Source organism: Paenibacillus sp. J22R56, from assembly GCF_056269375.1.
In genome coordinates, this window is the sequence record NZ_JBWDNV010000002.1 from 315,629 (window position 1) to 336,613 (window position 20,985).

Here is a 20,985-nt window from a genome sequence, read left to right on the forward strand (position 1 = left end):
ACGGAGTGGATAACATGCGTGCAGTAGATCTTATACAAAAGAAGCGGGACGGCGGTGAGCTGACTGCGAAAGAATTGACGTTTCTGGTGGATGGCTATTGCGAGGGCGGTATTCCGGATTATCAAATGTCAGCTTGGGCGATGGCAGTCTTTTATCGTGGAATGACTCCAGCAGAGACTGCAGCGCTTACGATTGCCATGGCGAATTCGGGAGATCAGGTAGACCTGGCTCCGATTGCAGGCGTAAAGGTAGATAAGCATAGTACAGGCGGCGTAGGAGATAAGACAACTCTTATCATTGCACCGCTGGTAGCGTCTGCAGGAGTTCCGGTTGCCAAGATGTCGGGAAGAGGCCTAGGCCATACAGGCGGTACAATCGACAAATTGGAATCGATTGCAGGTTTTCAAACCGAGCTGTCCAGGGAGAAATTCCTCGAACAGGTGAATGAGCTCGGAATTTCGGTTATTGGGCAAAGCGGTAATTTGGCTCCAGCCGACAAAAAGCTGTATGCTCTGCGGGATGTGACAGCTACCGTCGAATCAATACCTCTAATTGCAAGCTCAGTGATGAGCAAGAAGATTGCTGCAGGTGCAGATGCCATTGTGCTGGACGTGAAGACGGGCAGCGGCGCTTTTATGAAGACGGTTGAGGATTCGGAACAATTAGCGCAAGCGATGGTTGAGATCGGCACACAAGTCGGCCGACAAACAGCAGCTGTTATTAGTGATATGGACCAGCCGCTTGGTTTTGCCATTGGTAATGCACTTGAGGTTCGAGAAGCTATTGAAACTTTACAGGGCAAAGGTCCTGCTGATCTGACTGAATTATGTTTAACGTTAGGTGCGCATATGGTTGTGCTTGGAGGTAAGGCGAAGGATTTTTCCGAGGCAAAAGCCTTGTTGCAGCGGCAATTGGATAGTGGAGAGGCGCTCTCCAAGTTCAAGCAGTTTATTGCAGCACAAGGCGGCGACGCTTCGGTGGCCGATGATGTTGAGCTCTTGCCACAAGCGGCAGAGCAGGTGGAAGTGAAAGCGGCTGGTGCAGGCTACATTGCTTCTATTCACGCCGAGCAGCTTGGTATTGCGGCGATGCTCCTTGGAGCGGGCCGAGCGACAAAGGAAGCGTCAATTGATTACTCTGTAGGGATCATCATCCGCAAAAAGGTTGGCGATTCAGTAAGTGAAGGGGATACGCTGGCTGTACTGCATACCCGCGCTAATGATTCCACTCTGGAAGAAGTAGCAGCGAAGGTTCGGGATGCCTACACCATATCGACTGACAAGCCGGAAGAACGTCCTCTGCTGCTGTCTGTCGTGACGGCTGAAGGAACGGTACGTTACTAGAATTTGAATTTAACCGCCTTACTCCACGGAGTGAGGCGGTTTTTTGTTGTTTATTACACTAAAGCTCGATATCCCCGTAAGTCTGAAATCAGCCTTACAGTATCCAATCTCCTCGCAACGGTTGTTGAACCCCGCCTGAAGGCGCCGAAGGCATCTAAACAGATCGGAAAAATAGCAGATTGCTCACTGTTTTTTTCTAAGGAGTCTAACAGCATGCCGACATGTCCATCGATCTCCTAATTTCCCCACCTGAAGCTCCCAATGAATCTAACAACTCGGATAAAGCAGCAACTCGGATGCTGTAAGCCCCGAAGGAGTCAATCGACTCAGTGAACTGCCTGTCAGATGGTGGTATCAAAAACCGACATCTATCGCGTGGAATATTTTTCATGAAAGAGGTCAAGACTGGAGAAGACAATATAGCCCAATTGCGGTGTTAGAAGCTAACGACATGTACCGCATCATCTTGGAGGAGACCTGCTCATGAAAAAAGTTTGTACGAAGCTGTTCATTCTATTCGCTGCATTCGCCCTCGTTGCAATGCCTGCTGCTGCTTATGCTAATGACAATGTTATTGCTAAGGAGCCAGTACCTTCCGCTCCAGGTCAGCAGCAAGCCGCATCGCTTGATCTAGCACCTTCTGCACGTTCGGCGGTTTTAATGGACGCTGACAGCGGAACTATCATTTTCGAGAAAGACAGCAACGTCAAGCTTCCCCCAGCCAGCATTACGAAAGTGATGACTCTGCTGCTGATCATGGAAGCGCTGGACGACGGAAAACTCAAACTGACCGACAAAGTGCCAACTAGTGAGTACGCTGCTTCGATGGGCGGTTCACAAATCTTTCTCGAGCCAGGCGAAGAAATGTCCGTCGATGAAATGTTGAAAGGCATCGCGCTTGCTTCCGGTAATGATGCATCTGTTGCAATGGCTGAGAAGCTGGCAGGTACCGAGCAGCAGTTCGTCGCCATGATGAATGAGAAGGCACAGCAGTTGGGTCTCCAGAACACCCATTTTGCCAACTGTAATGGTTTGCCTGCGTCAGATCATTACACATCTGCAAATGATATTGCCGTGATGTCTCGTGAGCTTCTTAAGCATTCCGAGATTACGAAATACACCGGTATGTATCAGGATTATTTGCGCAAGTCCTCTGAGAAACCATTCTGGCTTGTAAACACCAATAAGCTTGTACGCTTCTACAGCGGGGCTGACGGGCTGAAAACAGGTTTCACGAATGAAGCCAAGTTCTGCCTAACCGCGACTGCCAAACGCGACAATCTGCGTGTTATTGCCGTTGTTATGGGCGAGCCGAATACCAAAACAAGAAATGCTGAAGTATCGCAAATGCTCGATTTCACGTTCGCCCAGTATATGACGCACCCGATCTTTAAAGAAGGCGACACGATGGGAACGGTGAAAATCGAAAAAGGCGCTGTGAGAGAATTGCCATTGGTTGCGAAGCATCCATATAGCATTTTGCTCAAAAAAGGTGCTGCTACGAAGGATATCCGTTACGAGCTGCAGATCGATCAACCACTTAAAGCACCAGTTGCGATTGGACAATCAATCGGCAAGCTGGTCGTCTATCAGGGTGATCAAATTGTGAAGGAGTTCCCGGTCGATGCTCCTCAGTCAATTGGCAAAGCAGGCTGGTGGATGATGCTCAAACGGTCCTTCGGAGGGTTATTCTAGTAGCGTATTTTGTCGGGTTCTAGCGCTCTGCTTCTAGTTTTGTCGCCGTGCAGGAAACATCGCGATGGATGGAGAAATCGTAGATCGATCCAATAGCGAAGCTTAAAGGAGTTGAACGGCGACAATGAGTTTGCAAGCAGAACTGGAGCATTATCGTAATGTATTGATTGTTCGTCTCCGTGGAGAGCTAGATCATCATACGGCGGACATTGTCAGGAGCAAGATGGAAGCGGAGATCATGCGAGGCGATAGTCGCCACATTATACTCAGCCTGAAGGATCTGCAGTTTATGGACAGCTCCGGATTAGGCGTCATTTTGGGCAGATATAAGCAGGTTCGCAGTAAAGGCGGCAAGATGGTCGTCTGTGATGTGAACCCTAGTGTCTACCGCCTGTTTGAAATGTCGGGCTTGTTTAAAATAATGAGCATCTACGACAACGAGAGAATGGCGATTTCTAGTCTGGAGGTGGTCTCGTAATGGGACGCAACGAAATGACGTTAACCTTTAGCGCCCGGTCGGAGAATGAGGCTTTTGCCCGTATTACTGTAGCCTCGTTTGTGTCACAGCTTGATCCGACTCTTGAGGAGCTGAACGACCTGAAGACCGCGGTGTCTGAGGCCGTTACGAACGCGATTATTCATGGCTACGACAGTGATCCTGCTGGTAAAGTGAACATTGAGGCTTCCATTGACGGAGATGTTGTGTCGATCTCGATTAGCGATAATGGCCGAGGCATTGAGGATCTCGACCTGGCTCGTCAGCCGCTCTATACCTCGAAGCCGGAGCTCGAACGTTCGGGTATGGGCTTTACGATTATGGAAAATTTCATGGACCGTTTTGAAGTTACAAGTGCGCTGGGCCAGGGTACGCGGGTAGCAATGCTAAAGCGTATTGAATCGAAAAAAGCGCTGTATAACTAGCGCATAGGGGTTGAACCTCATGGATGTCGATTTGAAGCAAACGGCTCAGCCGTATTTGGATGATGCGGAAGTTAAGCGTCTTATTGCGTTAAGCCAGTCAGGCGATACATTAGCAAGAGATACGCTTGTGCAGTGTAATATCAGGTTAGTCTGGTCCGTCGTTCAGCGGTTCATTAACCGCGGTTACGAACCGGAAGATTTGTTTCAAATTGGCTGTATCGGCTTACTGAAGTCTGTCGATAAGTTCGATCTATCCTATGATGTGAAATTCTCTACTTATGCGGTGCCAATGATTATCGGGGAGATCCAGCGTTTTCTGCGCGATGATGGTACGCTGAAGGTAAGTCGTTCACTGAAGGAAACCGCGAATAAGGTACGGAAAATGAAGGATGAGTTATCCAAAACGCTTGGTCGCCTGCCAACGGTAAGCGAAGTAGCGGATCGGCTTGGCATAACGCCGGAGGATGTTGTATTCGCTCAGGAAGCGAACAAACCTCCAACTTCCATTCACGAGACCGTATTCGAAAATGACGGCGATCCTATCACGTTGATGGACCAAATCGCCGACGATTCCCAGGAGCGCTGGTTCGATAAGCTGGCTTTGTTAGAAGCAATCGAAGGACTAAGTGAGCGCGAACGGCTTATCGTATACTTACGTTATTACCGTGATAAAACGCAATCCGAGGTCGCCAGCCGACTGGGGATTTCCCAGGTCCAGGTGTCGAGGTTGGAGAAGAAAATTTTGCAGGTTATACGAGAACAAATCGCCCAGTAATGGCGATTTGCTCGTCGTAAATACGTGAACAGATTGCCCAGTAATGGCAATCTGTTCATCGTAGGAAGAGAACAAATCGCCCAGAACTGATCGTTATAGAAACGATCAGTCCACCAGTAACTCCGATTTAAATCCCTACAAAAAGACCAAATGACCAAACGAACCATCTTTACAGATGTTCGTAAGGCCATTTGGTCTTTTTTGTTTCGATAATTATCGTAACAAATGAAATGTATGTACCGTTAAGAATTATAAATGGATATTTTTATTGGAAATCACATAAACAGGGGGTCAAACATGAAGAAGCAAGTTTTTCTCTATGGCATCTTAATCACTCTTGTATAGACATAAATGGTGCTGTTCCAGTACCTTTCGAGCTTACCTTGCCAGCTGGTGATATGGCTCATCGAGAGTTCTTGTTTGCGTATATTTTCCATTCGAAGGTAGAGAGAATTCGTGTCGACGAATCTGCTGGATCACCTTCTCCAATCAAGTTAAGTGATCTGTATCCTAATGTAATCAGAACCAAAAATGTCTTAGTCATCTATTGGTCTTATGACAAAGAGAAACCACTTCTTATGAAGCAGTTCAGCAATGCAATGAAAAAGGTATAGGTATTATGTTAGATGTGCATGAATTCCAGAATGTGGTAATATGGATTTGGAATATTGGATTGTAGAGGAGTGAGACATTGAAGAAATCTGGTTTAATTATTATCCTATTACCTTTTATTATTTTGTTGTTAATCTATAGTAAGGAAATGCCTAAGGATGAGTACACCGTAGTAACTCCAGTTGCTGCTATTAGTACTGACACTCCCGCTCAAGAAGCTCAGGACCAAGCTGAAAAGTTCTCTTTTCTTAAACAACTGCCCTTAGAGAAGCAGGAGGCATTAAACAGATTTAGAGGGGGTTGGGACTTAAGCGAGCTTAATCAGTTTACACCTGAGGACATGATGCTGGTGTATATGTACTGCATATCGATAGGAGACCCTGATTTGCTATATCAGATCACCTACAATGGCGGACAACTTCCGGACTCGAATACCTTTCATGACGATTATTTTAAATATGCAATGACAAATGATTCTGAAACAGCTATGCATTACAGATACTATGATTCTATCAAAGTGGAAGAGAGTACAGCCAAGGAGAATAAAGTAGCCGTATTGATTACTGTAAGTTTAGAAACCAGTACGCAATCCATGGCTTTAGGTCTGCAAAAAGAAGATGGGGTGTGGAAGATAGATATCTACCATTTGTTACAAGATTATAAAAATAAAGCGATTAAGAATGAAGAGGTAAACCATTGATTTTCGACAAGTACATCAGGGGGATTGCAGTTATGGACGGGAAAATACGAACAAGGTGGTTAGGAATTTGCACGTCAGTATTAGCTGTTCTTATCCTATTTGTTGTTGCGATTTATGCTTATGATAGTCCTGGAGGGATCGCAGACTGGAGGTTTTCACGCGCAATAGGAAATGATTGGATCATGCAAATTCCAGTAGGAAAAACTCCTGATGAAGCGGTACAAAAGTTTAGGGGAATTACAAATAATCATGTCATTCATCAGGAGAAGATAGACGGAGGAGCTATTCTGTTCTATAAAAATAATGAGCATAAGGAAGGTTCCGATCTGCAAATCGAGATTGTTCACCATACATGGCTCGGATGGAAATGGGTGTGGGGTGGTGGATATAGCATATCTAATGGTACAGATTCTGATGTTGCATTTGATTATATGAGTATGCCGAGATCTAAAGGTTTACATGGACCGTTTCCTATCTTGGTTGGACAGGTGATGGACTCGAATATAGATAATGTTACGGTTTCTTCAGACGGCGTTAATGCATCAACCTATGATGCCAAGCTGATTCCTATTGGGGCAGAGGAGAAACTATGGTATGTTGTCCTGCCAGCGTCAGCAACTGCACCCTTTAAGATTGATGCACGTAATGCCGATCATAAACTTATTGCCAGCACAACGTTTACGGATCCGCACAATTCCGAAAGTGTTCGCTTAACTAGTTAGATCCTACACATACACTCTTCAAAACAGACCAAATGGCCAAGTGAGTCATCTTGAAAAGGATGATCCTCTGGCCATTTGGTCTATTTTCAAACGCTTATTCCTCTGGCAATGTTCCTGATTTACTAACCGACTCTAGATACCGCTTCGCCTCTCTAGGTGATTTCAAAATCACGATCTGCTTCTCACCAGACAATTGCTTCAGTTTGCTTATGGTCTCCGGTCTCTTTGTCTTCGGATATTCCCAAATCCATTTCAAAAATGTAAGATCGAATCTTTCCTCGCAGCCTTCACCCATATCTGGGCGTGATTGTTTCCGATACTGGATTGTTCTCTTAATTGCACGGTAGAGGCAAATCACTCTAGGAAAATCCAATAATATAATTGTATCCGCCGCATGTAATCGGATGTCAATTGTAGCAGCGTAATTGCCATCAATGATCCAGTCCTTCTGTTTCACTAAGTCATTTTGGACATTTATTTGCTCAACTCTAGGCACCAAAGCCCAATTTGGTTTCCAGAACAAGGCATCTAGATGATACACCTTTTGGTTTAAATCCTGTCCAAGCTTCCTGGCAAACGTAGATTTACCCGCACCACCTGAGCCAATAATGGCGATTTTCATGATGTGATCTCCTTTGGATAATAACGTATCTCTTATAATTCCATTCGATGTGTTTATTTCCTTGTGGAAAGTTTGCATATTTTACCTCTACAAGAATGACTATCCGTTTACTCCTTTTCTCATACTAACAAGGAAGTAAACCCTATGGGAAACAAAGGAATGATGACAGATGGAAGCAGCTCAGCCATCCGCCCTCTATCTTCGTCTTAAGAAAAAAGTAAATATCCGGCCGGAGCGAAGTGTGACACTTGGACAGGTATCACGTCTGCTGGCGCCTACGGATGAGCTGGAGCAGGAGTTAAATGAACTGGTGCTGTACCGTCATCACAAAGGTGACGGCAATCGCGTCGTTATTGACTTGCTTCAGATCGTACGTGTCATACGAGAGGTGGTCCCGTCGTTGTCCGTAGAGGCTTACGGGGATCCTCAAGTGTTGATCATGATTTCGCCCAAGCCGCAGAAGCCCCGGATCGTGGTGCTTTTGTTCGCTTGGCTGCTGCTCTTTTTTGGAGCAGGACTTGCGATTATGAATTTCCATACCGACGTTAGCATGAAGGAAGTGCATATCCGCATTGTGGAGCTTCTGACCGGCAAACGTACCGATCATCCTCTGTGGTTCCAGATCCCGTACTCGCTTGGAATCGGGCTAGGCATGATTTTGTTCTTCAACCATCTCTTCCGTAAAAGGTTCAACGAGGAGCCGAATCCGTTAGAGGTCGAGCTCTATGCCTATCAAGAAAATGTGAATGCCTATGTCATCGCCGATGAGATGCGCAAAAAAAACAACCAACACGGTGAGCGGAGCGAGGATGATGGGTGATTGGCTTATGCATGTTTTCATCATCCTCCTTGGCTTGTCAGGGGGACTTGCGGTCGGCAGCGGATTGGTCGCTTTCCTTATTGTACTTGATCTTATCCCGCGGATCGCCCAAATCGCATACGCGTACCGGATGTCCATTTGGTTCGAATCAGCTGTTATTTGCGGCTCTATGTACTGGACATTCGCTGATTTTATGGATTGGCGGCTTAGCCTGCCGAAGGCTCTGATCTTGACGATCTCCGGACTAATGTCTGGTGTATTTGTTGGAATGCTTGCAGGGGCGTTGACGGAAGTGATGAACGTGCTGCCAATCCTCGCCAAACGTATGAATTTGTCTGATTATCTGGTTGGTCTTGTGATGGCGATGGTACTTGGCAAAACGTTAGGCTCTTTATTTGATTGGCTGTATTTCCAATGGTAATGATCAAAAAGGCGTGGAGGTAGATGGCAGTGACAGATCGGGAAAAAGAACGAGATAAAGATAGAGATAAAGATCGGGAGCACTCAAACGGAGAGCCCCCGTATATGTACATACCGAGTGAACAAAAGAATGAAGAGCAGGGTATGGCGATCCCTACTCCTGCCTTTGAATTGACGAAGGAGTCTAGTCGAACTCGTAAATCTGAGGCCAAAGAAAGTGACAAAAATGACGTCATCCCTGACAGCCTGGATGAAGTCTATACGCGGCTGGAGAATGAAGTTGGTTATAAAGTAAGCTTTGACATCGTTGTGCGGGAAATGACGTTTGGCGAGAGACGTGTTGCCTTTTTCTATATGAACGGATTAGCCAAAGATACGATATTAACCGAGATATTAAAACGCCTTACCTACTTGCAGCAGGATGAGATATCCAGTGATGCTTTCCATTCCTTTCTGAATCATTATGTGCCCGCTGCGCAGGCCGAGAAAAAGGAAAAATGGAATGAGATGCTGACCTTCGTGTTATCTGGCTCAACAGCCATGTTTATTGATAAAGAATCAGAAGTCATTATTATTGATGCCAAAGCTTTCCCGGCACGTAATCCGGAGGAACCAACGCTTGAACGTGTCGTGCGCGGCAGCCGTGATGGCTTTGTCGAGACGATGATGATGAACATTTCACTCGTTCGCAGACGGCTGCGGGATCCGCAGCTTCGCTATGAACTCGTCAGGGTAGGGGAACGGACACAATCCGATGTTTGTATTGCTTATATTAATGACTTGGCTGATCCGGAACTGGTCAAATCGATTAAGGATAAAATCGAGCTGGTGCATATTGACGGCTTGCCCCTCGCCGATAAACAGCTGGAAGAAGCAACGGTGCAGCGTGGCTGGAATCCGTTCCCGCTTGTCCGTTATTCGGAGCGTCCTGACGTTGTAGCTGCCCATTTACTCGAAGGGAATGTCGTTGTCTTTGTGGATACATCGCCAAGTGCGATGATCTTACCAACAACCTTCTTCGACCTGGTTCAACACGCAGAGGAGAACCGCCAGACGCCGTTTATCGGCACCTATCTGCGCTGGGTCAGATTTCTTGGCATATTTTCCTCTCTGTTCCTGCTTCCGCTATGGCTCTTGTTTGTCCTTCATCCGGAGCTGAAGCCTCAGGCGCTTGAATTCCTTGGTCCGGAGAAGATCGGTAAGCTGCCGCTGATCGTCCAGTTCTTAATTGTCGAGGTAGGCGTCGACCTGATGAGGCTTGCCGCCGTGCATACGCCTTCCACGCTGGCCACTGCCGTATCCCTCGTTGCGGCCATCATGGTTGGCGATATAGCGGTCAAGACGGGGCTGTTCATCAATGAGATTATTCTCTATATGGCGATTGCAGCTGTTGGGATGTTTGCAACGCCAAGTTATGAGCTAGGGCTTGCCAACCGCATCGTGCGTCTTGTGCTCATTTTAGCCGTATCAATTTTCCATGCACCTGGTTTTGTTGTTGCAACAACGGCGATTCTCATGATGCTGTGCCTGCAGCGCTCGTTCAATCGTCCGTATATGTGGCCGTTTATTCCATTCGATTACCGGGCAATGTGGAACATCATTGTAAGGAAGCCTGTGCTTAAAAACCGGTCTCGTCCTAATCTGCTTCGGCCGCAGCAAAGCGATAAAATGCCTCGCTCAGAATAGAGGCTAAGAAATACAAATGAAATGTTATTTTATCCATTTCTCTCAAGGGTAGATTACGATATACTGTGTCTATTGGTGCAAATCGTAATTAACTTCTATCGTGTAATGGTAGTCGAAATCCAAGGGGGAAATGATTCATGTATTTACATGGCACAAGCAAAATTAATGCCGAAGGGCATTTAGAAATTGGCGGAGTAGACGTAACAGGATTGGCGCAAGAGTACGGCACTCCGCTGTATATTGTTGACGAGGCGCTTGTTCGTCAACGCGCTAACGAATATGTTACAGCATTCAAGGCTTCCGGCCTTAAATTCCAAGTAGCTTATGCAAGCAAAGCATTCTCTGTTATGGCAATGTGCGCAATTGCTGAGCAAGAAGGATTGTCGCTTGACGTTGTTTCCGACGGTGAGCTTTACACCGCTCTGCAAGCAGGCTTCCCGGCTGCACGCATTCATTTCCATGGCAACAACAAGACACCTGATGAAATCAATATGGCGCTTGACGCGAACATCGGCTGTTTTGTTGTCGATAACTTCGTAGAGCTCCGTTTGCTGAATGCACTTGCTGCTGACAAAGGCAAAAAAGTGAAAATCTTGTTCCGCATTACACCAGGCGTAGAAGCACATACGCATGAATATATTTCGACTGGCCAACAAGATTCGAAGTTTGGCTTCGACCTTGGTAACGGTGCAGCAAAAGAAGCGATCAAAGAAGCGCTTGAGCTTTCGAACATCGAGATTCTGGGCGTTCATTCCCACATCGGCTCCCAAATCTTTGAAGTAGACGGCTTCCGCATGGCAGTTGACAAAGTGGCAGCATTTGCTGTTGAAATCCGTAATGAGCTTGGCCATACTTTCCAAGTTATCAACCTTGGCGGCGGCTTCGGCATTCGTTACGTGGAAGGCGATACACCACTTCCAGTAGCGCAATATGTTGGTGCAATTACAGACGCGATCATTACGAACTTCACAGCTGCAAACTTCCCGCTTCCTGAGATCTGGGTTGAGCCAGGCCGCAGTATCGTAGGCGATGCTGGTACAACACTGTACACAGTGGGCACAATGAAAGAAATTCCAGGCGTTCGCAAATATGTTGCAGTAGATGGCGGTATGATGGATAATCCGCGTCCTGCCCTGTATCAATCCCGTTACGAAGCAATTTTGGCTAATCGCGCGAACGAAGCAAATGTTGAGACGGTTACAATTGCTGGCAAAGCTTGTGAGAGCGGCGATAAGCTGATTATTGACCTTGAACTGCCTAAATCAGAGACAGGCGACCTGCTTGCCGTGTTCTGTACTGGTGCTTACAACTACGCGATGGCGAGCAACTACAACCGTTTCCGCCGCCCTGCAGTTGTATTCGTAAAAGACGGTCAATCGGACCTCGTTGTACAACGTGAATCCCTTGAAAATATCGTGGGCAATGACGTAATTCCGGCAAGACTTCGCAAATCGCTTGCTAAGTAAGGGCGAAATTTGGTAACGTAGTCTTATTCGGACAAAGAAAGGTAGATGTTAGAAATGGCTAAACAAGCAAAAATCACACTTGAGAACGGTGCAGAGGTTATTCTCGATCTGTTCGACCAAGATGCTCCAAAAACAGTAGAAAACTTCGAAAAGCTTGTAAACGAAGGTTACTATAACGGTCTGGTATTCCACCGCGTTATTCCTGGCTTCGTAGCACAAGGCGGCTGCCCTAACGGTACAGGCACCGGTGGTCCAGGCTACACAATCAACTGCGAGATCAACCCGAACAAGCATGAGCGTGGTACACTCGCAATGGCACATGCCGGCCGCAACACTGGCGGAAGCCAATTCTACATCTGTTACCAACCACAGCCGCATCTTGACGGCCAACATACTGTTTTTGGTAAAGTTACAAAAGGTATGGAGCATGTTGACGCGTTCAAAGGACGCGACAAAATGCAAAAGGTTGAAGTTTACGAAGCTTAGTGTTAAGATACTAACAAAATTATAGTATTGTGGCTTACCTTCGGGGCGGGGTGAAATTCCCAACCGGCGGTGATCGAGCGGCGCCTGCACAACTGGTATACCAGCGTGCGGCGCTTTCTCGTCAGTCCGTGACCCGGGCCATTCATGACAAGAGCGATTCCTCGTATTGTTATGGACGGAACGGTGGACCTGGTGCAAATCCGGGACCGACAGTATAGTCTGGATGGGAGAAGGGGACACATTCGATACGAATACGCTGACATGCTTATTTCTTTCTTGTGCATATTTTCACAAGGGAATGATAGGTTTGTTTGAAATATAAAAAAGTATAGGCATATTTATACTGTGTTTATATTTCACTAGCGGAACGTTTACTGCACCTCCTATGGGCGGCGCAGCCGTTTACGCTTGAATAGCTTATTTTTGTTATCTTCGAATGATATTTTCCCACCCCCGTTGGCTAAGCTGGCTAATGGGGGTGTTTTTGCATTTATGGAGATTTTAAATGATTCTTATTATATGAGTCTTGCGATTGAGATGGCCGCTAAAGCCTCAGGGCAAACCGGTATTAATCCGGTGGTTGGCTGTGTTGTAGTAAAAGAAGGGCGGATCATTGGTATCGGCACCCACTTGAAGCGGGGAACAGGCCATGCAGAGGTTCATGCCTTACAAATGGCTGGAGATGAAGCTGAAGGGGCTACGGTCTATGTTACGCTGGAGCCATGCAGCCACTTCGGGAAGACTCCGCCATGCTGTGAACGCATCATTAATGCCAAGGCAGCCCGGGTTGTAGTCGCAACGACAGACCCTAATCCGCAAGTAGCGGGACGAGGTATTGCTCGCCTTCGCGAAGAAGGGATTGAGGTTGAAGTTGGCCTCCTGGAAGAACAATCCCGCAATATGAACGAGAAGTTCAACAAATATATTACGACCCGCCTTCCATTCGTTACGCTTAAGACAGCCAGCACGTTGGATGGGAAGATTGCATCTCATACAGGTGACAGCCGTTGGATTACAGGTTCTGCAGCGCGCGAGCAGGTACATACGCTGCGTCACCAGCATGAAGCGATCATGGTGGGGATCGGCACTTTGCTTGCAGATGACCCGCAATTGACGACGAGATCGGCAGTACCAGCCATCCACCCTACTCGTATTATCGTAGACAGCCAGCTTCGTTTGCCGCTAAACGCCAGAGTGGTGACAGACGGATTGACCAGAACAATTGTCCTCACGTCTGATCAGGCAGAACAATCTCGAGAGGAAGCTTTGATCTCTGCTGGTGTCGAGGTCATCCGCTGCGGCAATGGCCAGCAGGTTGATCTAGCTGAAGCGATGCGTAAGCTCGGCGAGCTCGAGATCGGATCGATTCTGCTTGAAGGCGGCGGCAAATTGAATGGTGCTATGCTGGAAGCGGGATTAATCGATAAAATAATGATTTATATGGCAACGAAAATTATCGGCGGCATTGAATCCCCTGGAACTTTCACTTTCGCCGGATATGAGAAGATGGCGCAGGCGATTGAACTGGAGAACGTGAAAGTCGAGATGGCCGGCGAAGATATTTGTATTTCTGGATATCCCGCTTACGGCAATGAATAGAATGGGGGAGTGCCCGTGTTTACCGGCCTGGTTGAGGAAGTTGGCACATTAAGACGGGTTAAAAAGCAAGGAGAAGCGATGGTGCTTACTGTGGAAGCATCCCATGTGACGGAAGGCGTGGCGCTTGGGGACAGTATTGCTGTGAACGGTGTATGTTTAACCGTTATCGCATTTGATCGCACTTCCTTTGATGCGGATGTAATGCCAGAGACATACCGGAAGTCGAACTTGCAGCAGCTTCGTCCTGGTCAATCTGTGAATCTTGAGCGGGCAATGCTCGCTGGAGGCCGATTCGGCGGGCATATCGTCCAAGGGCATGTGGACGGAACCGGTGTTATTACCGGCCGTGAGACAGATGCGAACGCGGTTGTATTCGCTATTCGTCTTGCAGATGATGACATGCTTCGATATGTCATTCCGAAAGGCTCGATTACGATTGACGGCATTAGCTTAACGGTTGTTGGTACAAATGCGAATGGGTTTTCCGTATCCGTCATCCCGCATACCCTTGCAGAGACAGCCTTGCAGAACAAAAAAGCCGGTGAATCGGTCAATATAGAATGTGATGTCATTGGCAAATATGTCGATCACCTGCTGCATTTCAAGCCGGCTAAGGAAACAGGCAAAGCATCAAGCCGGACGGAATCAAAGCTAAGTGTTGCTTTTCTGAGCGATAATGGATTTCTATAAAAGAAAGATTGGATAGCAGGGAGGGAAATTAATGAACAGACAAGAACTTGAGCTTCAAGAAGAAATCTTTGATTCCATTGAATCTGCATTAGAAGATTTGAAAGCTGGCAAGCCGATCATCGTAGTTGATGATGAAGACCGTGAGAATGAAGGGGATTTGATTGCCCTTGCGGAGACAGCATCACCAGAGGTAATTAATTTCATGATTACTGAAGCACGTGGTTTGGTCTGCGTACCGATTACTCAGGAACGTGCAGAGCAGCTTGATCTGCCGCCGATGGTTCAGCATAATACGGACTATCATGGTACAGCCTTTACTGTCTCCGTGGACCATGTCTCCACAACGACAGGGATCTCGGCCTTTGAACGCTCCCAAACGGTCAAAGCCCTTATTGATCCAGCAACAAAAGCAACGGATTTCCGTAAGCCAGGGCATATTTTCCCGCTGGTTGCAAGAGAAGGAGGAGTCATTCGCCGTGCTGGTCATACGGAAGCAGGCATTGATCTTGCACGTCTTTGCGGCTCTGAACCAGCTGCCGTTATCTGCGAGATCATCAAAGAAGACGGTACGATGGCTCGTCTGCCTGATTTGATTACTTTCAAAGAGAAACATGATTTGAAGCTGATCACCATTCAAGGAATGATTGCTTACCGTAATGCGAAGGAAAAGCTTGTTGATCGTATTGTGGATGTACAAATGCCAACTGACTTTGGCGATTTCCGTGCGATTGCTTTCTCTAATCAGGTAGACGGCAATGAGCATGTCGCTTTCGTGAAAGGGCAGATCGATCCCGCTAAGCCCGTTCTAGTACGTGTTCACTCGGAATGCTTGATGGGCGATGTCTTCCATTCCCGTCGTTGTCAATGTGGCTCTAAGCTCGAATCCGCACTTAAGCAGATCGATGCTGAAGGTGTTGGCGTTCTGCTGTACATGCGTCAAGAAGCCGTTGCGAATGGGCTTGTGAATAAGTTGAAGATGTATGCTTCTCAAGATCAGGGGCAGGGTATTGTGGATGCGAAACATAGACTTGGATCTCCTTCTGATCTTCGTGACTACGGAATTGGCGCTCAAATTCTGAGGGAGCTTGGTGTTAGAAAGCTGCGTCTTCTCTCGAATAATCCGCGCAAAATCAAAGGACTCGAAGGCCATGGTATCGAAATTGTAGAGCGAGTGCCGATCCAAATGGAAGATAACACAAGCAACAATCGTTAGTAACTTGGACGATAAATATATATACAAACATAATTTATAGGAGGCTTTATCATGCCAAACGTATTTGAAGGAAATGTTATTGCAGAAGGATTGAGATTTGGTGTTGTAGTTGGTCGTTTCAATGAATTTATCTCTGGTAAATTGCTGGGTGGAGCGCTTGATGCTTTCAAGCGTCACGGTGCAGAAGACAGCAATGTAGATATCGCTTGGGTACCAGGCGCATTCGAAATTCCATTGATCGCGCAAAAAATGGCTGAGAGCGGCAAATACGACGCTGTTATTACGCTTGGCGCTGTCATCCGTGGTTCAACTCCACATTTCGACTTTGTGTGCAACGAGGCTGCTAAAGGTGTAGCTGCTATTGCACTCAAAACAGGCATTCCTACCATTTTTGGTGTTCTTACGGTGGATTCCATTGAGCAAGCAATTGAACGTGCAGGTACAAAAGCAGGAAATAAAGGATATGAAGCAGCTGTTTCTGCAATAGAGATGGCAAATTTGTCGAAATTACTGCATAATTAGAGTAATAGCTCAAATTATGCTGTCGTTACTTGTTATAGGACGTCAGCCGTTTGCGCATGGCAGGGGGATCGTAAGAAGTGACGATGCATTACAAGTTGGAATCCTTTGAAGGACCACTCGATTTGCTACTTCATCTGATTGATAAGTCAGAAATCGACATTCATGAGGTTTCGATTAGTGAAATAACAGATCAATATATGGAGTATTTGAATGCGATGAAGGAACTGGAGCTTGAGCTCACAAGTGAGTTTCTTGTTATGGCGGCTACTTTGCTTGCCATCAAGAGCAATCAGCTGCTTCCTAAGCCTCCCGTATTTGAAGACTTCTATGAAGAATGGCCGGATGATGGGCTTGACCCAAGGGACGAGCTTATTCAGAAGCTGGTCGAATATCGTAAATTCAAGCAAATTGCAGAACAGCTTCGGGAGAAGGAAATGGAACGCAGTCTCATTTTTTCCCGCGAGCCGGATGATATGACACCATATATGAAAGAAGAGGTCATTAATCCGCTTGAGGGCTTGCATATTTCCGATCTGATTGTCGCATTCCAGCGGGCGCTGCGCAGAGCCGCACGCCGCAACATTGTGGCAACCGTCCAACGGGACGAGATCTCGGTTAAAGACAGAATTCGGGATATTGTAGAGGTCCTGAAGCAGTTTGAGACCGTGCGATTCTCCCGTCTGATCCGCGAGAATATGGGCAAGCATGAGATTGTGGTCACTTTCCTGGCCATTCTGGAACTGATGAAGATGAAACATATTCGCTGCTTCCAGCATCAGCTGTTTGATGACATCGTCATTCATTGGAGAGGAGAAGCGGCGAACGATGGATTACCCGAAATTGAAGTCGATTATTGAGGGCTTATTATTTATGGCTGGCGACGAAGGGCTGAACAAACGTCAGCTTGCCGATATATTGGAGCTGGACGCAGATCTGGCAGCGGACCTTGTGTACGACTTGCATCGCGATCTTGCACGTGAAGAACGCGGTGTTCAAGTGGCAGAGGTGGCCGGTGCTTACAGGATGACAACCAACCCGGATCATGCTGCGTACTTCGAACGTATGGCTTATACACCAACACGTTCCCAGTTATCACAGGCTGCGCTTGAGACACTGTCGATAGTCGCATACCGTCAGCCGATTACCCGTATCGATATTGAAGAAATTCGCGGGGTTAAGAGCGACAGAGCTATTCAATCACTCGTCTCGAAGGATTTAATCGAAGAAGTAGGCCGTGCGGAAGCGATCGGCAGACCGATTTTATACGGTACAACGAAATCATTCCTAGATTATTTTGGATTACCCCATATTAAGGCATTACCAGAGCCAAGACAGGTTGATATTGACGAGGCGCTGGAAGAACAAACGCAGATGCTGTTCGAACGGCTTGGGGAACGTCAAACGACGCTCGACGAGTTCATTCCAGTTGATGCGGATAAGGAATAAGGGTTACATCAGGTCATTCAACAAAATGGATGGTCAAAATGGTGAACGTTTGGTCCGTTATTTCCCGTCACAATGGGATAACGGACTTTTTTACTTTATTATCTAGTGACAACAAGGGCTAAAGTTGTTTATAATGGCCGTTGTTCTTTATTTAGCATGAACAAGGTGTAACAGGGGATTCTAGCAGAAATGGCATAATGGCAGGAGGTTATACCACTGATTGAGCTTTTAGATATAAAAAAATCTTACGGTAATGGTAAAGGCGCAGTTGAAGCTGTTAAAGATATAAGCCTAACCATACAAAAAGGCGAGATTTTCGGCATTATTGGACATTCTGGAGCGGGTAAAAGCACGTTGCTCCGATGCGTTAATTTGCTGGAGCGGCCGACATCCGGGTCGGTTAAGGTAGGCGAAGTAGAGCTGACTCGGTTATCGACGAATCAGCTGCAGAAGGAACGCCGCAGAATTGGCATGATTTTTCAGCATTTTAATCTGCTGTCAATGGCGACTGTCCGCGATAATATCTCATTCCCACTCGAGCTGGCTAAGCTGCCAAGAGCAGAGATCAAGAAGCGTGTGGACGAGCTGCTGAAGCTGGTAGGGCTTGAGCAGCATGCGGATAAGTTCCCGGCCCAGCTCTCAGGCGGGCAAAAGCAGCGCGTTGGGATCGCAAGAGCGCTTGCGAACAACCCAGATGTGCTTCTTTGTGACGAGGCTACCTCGGCATTGGATCCACAAACAACGAATGCTATCTTGTCACTGCTTCTCGATATTAATGCGAAGCTTGGCATAACGATATTGCTTATCACACATGAGATGCACGTTATCCGTTCCATCTGTGACCGTGTTGCGGTTATTGATGGGGGTGAAATCGTCGAGATGGGCGACGTTGTGGAGGTCTTTTTGAAACCGCAGCATTCCATTACAAAGGATTTCGTCAGCCAAATCGCGGATTCATTTGATCCACGTGAGCTCATCAACACAAGGAGCGGGCGTCTCGTGAAAATCAATTATGTAGGTGAGATTACGTACGAGCCACTGTTATTCAATGCGGTCAAATCAACTTCCGTTCAATTTACGATTTTGCAAGGAACGGTATCCCGGATGAAGAATACGCCTTACGGACAGCTGGTTATCGAATTTATTGGTGCAGACGCCGAGATCGACAAGGTGTTTGACGAGCTTCGGGCCAAAGGGCTGGAAGTAGGTGATTTGAAATGATGATGAAACAAGACGTTGATTGGAGCGAAGTGCGCTGGGAGGAAGTTTGGCAAGCATCTAAGGACACGCTGACGATGTTAGGCGCATCGCTGCTATTTACAATTATTCTTGGTCTGCTTATCGGAGTTGTATTGTTCCTGACCTCTAAACGGCAGCTGCTTGAACAGCCAGTTGTATATGCGGTGCTGTCGCTAGTGGTTAACGTACTTCGATCGGTTCCGTTTATTATTCTGATGATTCTCATCATGCCATTGACGAAGGCTCTGACAGGCACGACGTTAGGTGTGCAGGGCTCTATTCCGCCGCTTGTTGTGGCGGCTGCACCGTTCTTCGCCCGATTGGTAGAGACCTCACTGCGCGAGGTGGATCGTGGCGTAATTGAAGCGGCACAAGCGATGGGAGCATCCAGATGGGATATCGTAAGACGGGTGCTGCTCCTTGAAGCAAGACCAGGGCTGCTCGCAGGTATTACCATTACGGCGGTTACACTTGTTTCCTATACGGCAATGTCAGGTGTAATCGGCGGGGGCGGTCTTGGTGACTTAGCGCTTCGATATGGCTATCAAAGATTCCAGACCAGTGTAATGATTGTAACGGTTGCACTGCTTATTATTTTGGTTCAACTCCTGCAGATGGCTGGCGATCATTTGGTTCGTCGTTTCAGCCGGAAGTAAGGTGGACAACATAGAAGCAACATACAGATGATGGAGGAAAAGAAAATGAAGAAATTCAGTTTTATTCTGCTTGCACTTGCGGTTGTTATCGCATTGTCCGCATGCGGCGCCAAGAAAGATGAGAATACGAACAACAATGCGGCGGCGGGTAACAATGAAGTGAAGGAAGTAACATTAAAGGTTGGTGCTTCACCAGTACCTCACGCTGAAATTCTTAATTTCATCAAACCTGCTTTGAAAGAAAAAGGCATTAATCTTGAGGTTGTTGAGTTTAACGATTATGTTCAACCGAATACACAGTTACATGAAAAGCAGCTGGACGCAAACTTCTTCCAGCATGTCCCTTATCTTGATGATTTTAATAAAGAACATGGTTATGACCTTGTTAATGTCGCAGGTGTTCACTTTGAGCCAATGGGCGCTTATTCACAAAAAATCAAAAGTATTGATGAATTGAAGGATGGCGCTAAAGTGGCTATTCCAAACGATGCTACCAACGGTGGACGTGCGCTGCAATTGCTTGCCGCTAACAAGCTGATTACACTGAAGGACGGCGTAGGTGTTGCAGCTACTGTACATGACATTACAGAAAATCCGAAGAACCTGAAAATTACAGAAGTAGAAGCGGCTACTCTTCCGCGTGTTCTTGGTGAAGTGGATCTTGATCTGATCAATTCGAACTTCGCGCTTGAAGCGGATCTTGTTCCGACAGAGGATGCGCTCTTCATCGAAAGCAGCGATTCTCCTTACGTGAACATTCTCGTTGCTCGTCCGGACAACAAGGATTCCGAAGCGATTAAAGCTTTGGCTGCTGCTCTTCAAACTCCAGATGTGAAGAAATTCATTGAAGATACTTATAAAGGTGCCATTTTGCCGGCATTTGAATAATCTTTAAGGTCACAGACTGCTTCCGTACCTCGGAGCGGTCTTTTTTTATGAGGAATTTTCCTTTAAAATGAAATGATAAGGGAAAATAAGGAAGGTGGGTGCTCGTTGTTTAAATTGTTCAGATTTGCACTGGAGTGGATCATCAGTATCATCTATTTATGTTTTTCCCTTGTGCTTCTTGGGATGCTAGATAGCAGCTTGTTTGCGGGTATAAATGATCAGCTCCCTTGGGGGTGGTCTATTATAGGAATAGCTAATTTAATCATTATCTTTATTGTATTTCGTAACTGGTTTGCTCCGAGGTTCAATTGGCTGTTTCAAACAACGGAAAAGCTGCCAAAAACCTATGCCCGTGTGATGGCCGGCTCAGCTATTTTCGCAATCCTCATCATTTATATCTTGCCAGCTATTATCTCTTAGGCATCTTTAGAACTGTTCCATTAGGGACAGTTTTATTTTTTATC

Annotated in this window: 24 protein-coding genes and 1 riboswitch; of the genes, 23 read left to right on the forward strand and 1 reads right to left on the reverse strand. The window is 46.7% G+C overall.

The window, feature by feature from the left end; translation table 11 throughout:
• Nucleotides 1-14 precede the first annotated feature (14 nt).
• The 8 genes from AC0YNT_RS05315 (at nt 15) to AC0YNT_RS05350 (ending at nt 6,768) form a co-directional block, all read left to right on the forward strand.
• Nucleotides 15-1,343 carry a pyrimidine-nucleoside phosphorylase gene (locus AC0YNT_RS05315; RefSeq protein WP_475803640.1) on the forward strand — a complete coding sequence of 443 codons (1,329 nt, stop codon included), beginning with the start codon at nt 15-17 and terminating at the stop codon, nt 1,341-1,343.
• 483 nt (nt 1,344-1,826) lie between these two features.
• Nucleotides 1,827-3,038, forward strand: a complete 1,212-nt coding sequence (locus AC0YNT_RS05320; protein ID WP_167272815.1) for a D-alanyl-D-alanine carboxypeptidase family protein — start codon at nt 1,827-1,829, stop codon at nt 3,036-3,038.
• 124 nt (nt 3,039-3,162) lie between these two features.
• Nucleotides 3,163-3,516: an anti-sigma F factor antagonist gene (gene spoIIAA, locus AC0YNT_RS05325; RefSeq protein ID WP_475803641.1), complete on the forward strand. Its 354-nt coding sequence runs from the start codon at nt 3,163-3,165 to the stop codon at nt 3,514-3,516.
• Nucleotides 3,516-3,959 carry an anti-sigma F factor gene (gene spoIIAB / locus AC0YNT_RS05330; RefSeq protein WP_167272823.1) on the forward strand — a complete coding sequence of 148 codons (444 nt, stop codon included), beginning with the start codon at nt 3,516-3,518 and terminating at the stop codon, nt 3,957-3,959. Before spoIIAA ends, spoIIAB begins: the two co-directional genes overlap by 1 nt.
• 19 nt (nt 3,960-3,978) lie before the next feature.
• Nucleotides 3,979-4,734: an RNA polymerase sporulation sigma factor SigF gene (gene sigF / locus AC0YNT_RS05335; RefSeq protein WP_167272826.1), complete on the forward strand. Its 756-nt coding sequence runs from the start codon at nt 3,979-3,981 to the stop codon at nt 4,732-4,734.
• A 398-nt stretch (nt 4,735-5,132) separates the two neighbouring features.
• Nucleotides 5,133-5,348 carry a hypothetical protein gene (locus AC0YNT_RS05340; RefSeq protein ID WP_475803642.1) on the forward strand — a complete coding sequence of 72 codons (216 nt, stop codon included), beginning with the start codon at nt 5,133-5,135 and terminating at the stop codon, nt 5,346-5,348.
• Between the two features lie 77 nt (nt 5,349-5,425).
• On the forward strand, nt 5,426-6,046 hold the full coding sequence (locus tag AC0YNT_RS05345; RefSeq protein ID WP_475803643.1) for a hypothetical protein: 621 nt from the start codon (nt 5,426-5,428) through the stop codon (nt 6,044-6,046).
• Nucleotides 6,047-6,078: 32 nt separating this feature from the next.
• Nucleotides 6,079-6,768, forward strand: coding sequence for a hypothetical protein (locus AC0YNT_RS05350; protein ID WP_475803644.1), 690 nt, complete (start codon nt 6,079-6,081; stop codon nt 6,766-6,768).
• Between the two features lie 94 nt (nt 6,769-6,862).
• Here AC0YNT_RS05350 and AC0YNT_RS05355 read toward each other — a convergent pair whose 3' ends face one another.
• Nucleotides 6,863-7,393: a DNA topology modulation protein gene (locus AC0YNT_RS05355; RefSeq protein WP_475804076.1), complete on the reverse strand. Its 531-nt coding sequence runs from the start codon at nt 7,391-7,393 to the stop codon at nt 6,863-6,865.
• Nucleotides 7,394-7,559: 166 nt separating this feature from the next.
• On the opposite strand from AC0YNT_RS05355, the gene AC0YNT_RS05360 reads away from it, so the two are divergent.
• The 15 genes from AC0YNT_RS05360 to AC0YNT_RS05430 all read left to right on the forward strand — a co-directional run bounded on the left by AC0YNT_RS05360 (nt 7,560) and on the right by AC0YNT_RS05430 (nt 20,941).
• On the forward strand, nt 7,560-8,210 hold the full coding sequence (locus tag AC0YNT_RS05360; RefSeq protein WP_475803645.1) for a stage V sporulation protein AA: 651 nt from the start codon (nt 7,560-7,562) through the stop codon (nt 8,208-8,210).
• Nucleotides 8,200-8,631 carry a stage V sporulation protein AB gene (locus AC0YNT_RS05365; protein WP_475803646.1) on the forward strand — a complete coding sequence of 144 codons (432 nt, stop codon included), beginning with the start codon at nt 8,200-8,202 and terminating at the stop codon, nt 8,629-8,631. Before AC0YNT_RS05360 ends, AC0YNT_RS05365 begins: the two co-directional genes overlap by 11 nt.
• A gap of 23 nt (nt 8,632-8,654) precedes the next feature.
• Nucleotides 8,655-10,316: a spore germination protein gene (locus AC0YNT_RS05370; RefSeq protein WP_475803647.1), complete on the forward strand. Its 1,662-nt coding sequence runs from the start codon at nt 8,655-8,657 to the stop codon at nt 10,314-10,316.
• 137 nt (nt 10,317-10,453) lie between these two features.
• Entirely contained in the window at nt 10,454-11,782 is a 1,329-nt protein-coding gene (lysA, locus tag AC0YNT_RS05375) for a diaminopimelate decarboxylase (RefSeq protein WP_475803648.1), read from the forward strand.
• A 54-nt stretch (nt 11,783-11,836) separates the two neighbouring features.
• Nucleotides 11,837-12,268 carry a peptidylprolyl isomerase gene (locus AC0YNT_RS05380; protein WP_167272849.1) on the forward strand — a complete coding sequence of 144 codons (432 nt, stop codon included), beginning with the start codon at nt 11,837-11,839 and terminating at the stop codon, nt 12,266-12,268.
• 32 nt (nt 12,269-12,300) lie between these two features.
• A riboswitch (FMN riboswitch) is annotated at nt 12,301-12,507 on the forward strand.
• Nucleotides 12,508-12,760: 253 nt separating this feature from the next.
• Nucleotides 12,761-13,867 (forward strand): bifunctional diaminohydroxyphosphoribosylaminopyrimidine deaminase/5-amino-6-(5-phosphoribosylamino)uracil reductase RibD, encoded by a 1,107-nt coding sequence (gene ribD, locus AC0YNT_RS05385; RefSeq protein ID WP_475803649.1) that lies wholly within the window; start codon nt 12,761-12,763, stop codon nt 13,865-13,867.
• 15 nt (nt 13,868-13,882) lie between these two features.
• The gene (gene ribE / locus AC0YNT_RS05390; RefSeq protein WP_475803650.1) at nt 13,883-14,557 is read left to right on the forward strand and encodes a riboflavin synthase; all 675 of its coding nucleotides are present in this window, start codon (nt 13,883-13,885) and stop codon (nt 14,555-14,557) included.
• Nucleotides 14,558-14,588: 31 nt separating this feature from the next.
• Nucleotides 14,589-15,770 carry a bifunctional 3,4-dihydroxy-2-butanone-4-phosphate synthase/GTP cyclohydrolase II gene (locus AC0YNT_RS05395; RefSeq protein ID WP_475803651.1) on the forward strand — a complete coding sequence of 394 codons (1,182 nt, stop codon included), beginning with the start codon at nt 14,589-14,591 and terminating at the stop codon, nt 15,768-15,770.
• 51 nt (nt 15,771-15,821) lie between these two features.
• Complete coding sequence (ribH, locus tag AC0YNT_RS05400; protein ID WP_441890244.1) at nt 15,822-16,292, forward strand: 6,7-dimethyl-8-ribityllumazine synthase; 471 nt, start codon at nt 15,822-15,824, stop codon at nt 16,290-16,292.
• A 77-nt stretch (nt 16,293-16,369) separates the two neighbouring features.
• The gene (locus tag AC0YNT_RS05405) at nt 16,370-17,149 is read left to right on the forward strand and encodes a segregation and condensation protein A (RefSeq protein ID WP_441890246.1); all 780 of its coding nucleotides are present in this window, start codon (nt 16,370-16,372) and stop codon (nt 17,147-17,149) included.
• On the forward strand, nt 17,118-17,738 hold the full coding sequence (gene scpB / locus AC0YNT_RS05410; protein ID WP_167272873.1) for an SMC-Scp complex subunit ScpB: 621 nt from the start codon (nt 17,118-17,120) through the stop codon (nt 17,736-17,738). The genes AC0YNT_RS05405 and scpB overlap by 32 nt, the downstream gene beginning before the upstream one ends.
• 216 nt (nt 17,739-17,954) lie before the next feature.
• Nucleotides 17,955-18,959, forward strand: coding sequence for a methionine ABC transporter ATP-binding protein (locus AC0YNT_RS05415; protein ID WP_475804077.1), 1,005 nt, complete (start codon nt 17,955-17,957; stop codon nt 18,957-18,959).
• A complete protein-coding gene (locus AC0YNT_RS05420; protein ID WP_475804078.1) occupies nt 18,959-19,633 on the forward strand; it encodes a methionine ABC transporter permease in 675 nt (224 codons plus the stop codon). Before AC0YNT_RS05415 ends, AC0YNT_RS05420 begins: the two co-directional genes overlap by 1 nt.
• Nucleotides 19,634-19,678: 45 nt before the next feature.
• Nucleotides 19,679-20,521, forward strand: a complete 843-nt coding sequence (locus AC0YNT_RS05425; protein WP_475803652.1) for a MetQ/NlpA family ABC transporter substrate-binding protein — start codon at nt 19,679-19,681, stop codon at nt 20,519-20,521.
• 105 nt (nt 20,522-20,626) lie between these two features.
• Entirely contained in the window at nt 20,627-20,941 is a 315-nt protein-coding gene (locus tag AC0YNT_RS05430; RefSeq protein WP_475803653.1) for a hypothetical protein, read from the forward strand.
• Nucleotides 20,942-20,985 lie beyond the last annotated feature (44 nt).

Excerpts from the sequence above, each read along its gene's own strand:
- AC0YNT_RS05315 (WP_475803640.1), top strand. The coding sequence starts at position 15 with ATGCGTGCAGTAGATCTTATACAAAAGAAGCGGGACGGCGGTGAGCTG.
- AC0YNT_RS05320 (WP_167272815.1), top strand. The coding sequence starts at position 1,827 with ATGAAAAAAGTTTGTACGAAGCTGTTCATTCTATTCGCTGCATTCGCC.
- spoIIAA (WP_475803641.1), top strand. The coding sequence starts at position 3,163 with ATGAGTTTGCAAGCAGAACTGGAGCATTATCGTAATGTATTGATTGTT.
- spoIIAB (WP_167272823.1), top strand. The coding sequence starts at position 3,516 with ATGGGACGCAACGAAATGACGTTAACCTTTAGCGCCCGGTCGGAGAAT.
- sigF (WP_167272826.1), top strand. The coding sequence starts at position 3,979 with ATGGATGTCGATTTGAAGCAAACGGCTCAGCCGTATTTGGATGATGCG.
- AC0YNT_RS05340 (WP_475803642.1), top strand. The coding sequence starts at position 5,133 with ATGGCTCATCGAGAGTTCTTGTTTGCGTATATTTTCCATTCGAAGGTA.
- AC0YNT_RS05350 (WP_475803644.1), top strand. The coding sequence starts at position 6,079 with ATGGACGGGAAAATACGAACAAGGTGGTTAGGAATTTGCACGTCAGTA.
- AC0YNT_RS05360 (WP_475803645.1), top strand. The coding sequence starts at position 7,560 with ATGGAAGCAGCTCAGCCATCCGCCCTCTATCTTCGTCTTAAGAAAAAA.
- AC0YNT_RS05365 (WP_475803646.1), top strand. The coding sequence starts at position 8,200 with ATGATGGGTGATTGGCTTATGCATGTTTTCATCATCCTCCTTGGCTTG.
- AC0YNT_RS05370 (WP_475803647.1), top strand. The coding sequence starts at position 8,655 with ATGGCAGTGACAGATCGGGAAAAAGAACGAGATAAAGATAGAGATAAA.
- lysA (WP_475803648.1), top strand. The coding sequence starts at position 10,454 with ATGTATTTACATGGCACAAGCAAAATTAATGCCGAAGGGCATTTAGAA.
- AC0YNT_RS05380 (WP_167272849.1), top strand. The coding sequence starts at position 11,837 with ATGGCTAAACAAGCAAAAATCACACTTGAGAACGGTGCAGAGGTTATT.
- ribD (WP_475803649.1), top strand. The coding sequence starts at position 12,761 with ATGGAGATTTTAAATGATTCTTATTATATGAGTCTTGCGATTGAGATG.
- AC0YNT_RS05395 (WP_475803651.1), top strand. The coding sequence starts at position 14,589 with ATGAACAGACAAGAACTTGAGCTTCAAGAAGAAATCTTTGATTCCATT.
- ribH (WP_441890244.1), top strand. The coding sequence starts at position 15,822 with ATGCCAAACGTATTTGAAGGAAATGTTATTGCAGAAGGATTGAGATTT.
- scpB (WP_167272873.1), top strand. The coding sequence starts at position 17,118 with ATGGATTACCCGAAATTGAAGTCGATTATTGAGGGCTTATTATTTATG.
- AC0YNT_RS05420 (WP_475804078.1), top strand. The coding sequence starts at position 18,959 with ATGATGAAACAAGACGTTGATTGGAGCGAAGTGCGCTGGGAGGAAGTT.
- AC0YNT_RS05425 (WP_475803652.1), top strand. The coding sequence starts at position 19,679 with ATGAAGAAATTCAGTTTTATTCTGCTTGCACTTGCGGTTGTTATCGCA.